The organism is Vibrio sp. 704, assembly GCF_033339295.1.
Genome location: NZ_JAWOUH010000409.1, coordinates 1 through 723 on the forward strand (window position 1 = coordinate 1; position 723 = coordinate 723).

A 723-nucleotide genomic window follows, 5' to 3' on the forward strand; every position below is an offset into this window, starting at 1 on the left:
ACTCGAGCTACTGACCACTTTTGGCGTAGTGACAACCTTGTTGGTCAGCTTTGCTTTGCACGAAGCTCTCTATCGTTTTGTCGGCGTGGAGAAAGACGCACAAAAAAGAACCGTTTCTCTCAACCAACTTTATTCATTGTCGGTGCTGATCGCCGGCGCGGTGGCTGCGATTCTCCTGTTACTGATTGCGTTGCTTTCTATTCCTGAACCTTTTACGCGCATCGAATTTGCTGTTGTCACGCTTGCCATTGTTCTGGAAGGCAGTATTGCGATTGGCACGGCTTGGCTGCGCACTCAAGATGACAAAGCCAAAACACTGCTTAAAGTGATGGTGACGACGACTCTACTGCAAGTCACGTTTATCGTCGCGGCGCTTGCGCTGCACCCGCATGTCATCTCGGTGCTGATTGGCGGTCTTATCGCAGCGGTCATGCAATTTGTTTGGTTACACATCATCAACCGTTACACCCTTGCTCTGCCTCAGATTGCCTTAGCCAAGCAGTATTTGAATTACTGCCTACCAGTAATGCTGTCTGCGCTTGTCGCGTTTTGTTTGAATGGTGCCGAACGCTGGTTTATCGGCGCAAATGCTTCGTTGGCGACGTTAGGCATTTATGCGATTGCGGTTAAGTGCTCTGTCGGTATGTGTATTTTGGTGCAGCCATTTGGCATGTGGTGGATGCCACGACGCTTTGCATACCTCGAAAATGGTCGAGATAATGA

1 protein-coding gene is annotated in these 723 nt (G+C 49.5%); it reads left to right on the forward strand.

Annotated elements, in window-relative coordinates; translation table 11 throughout:
* Window positions 1-723 (forward strand): lipopolysaccharide biosynthesis protein (locus tag R7R24_RS26790; protein ID WP_318120128.1); only part of this gene is annotated, 723 nt, incomplete at both ends.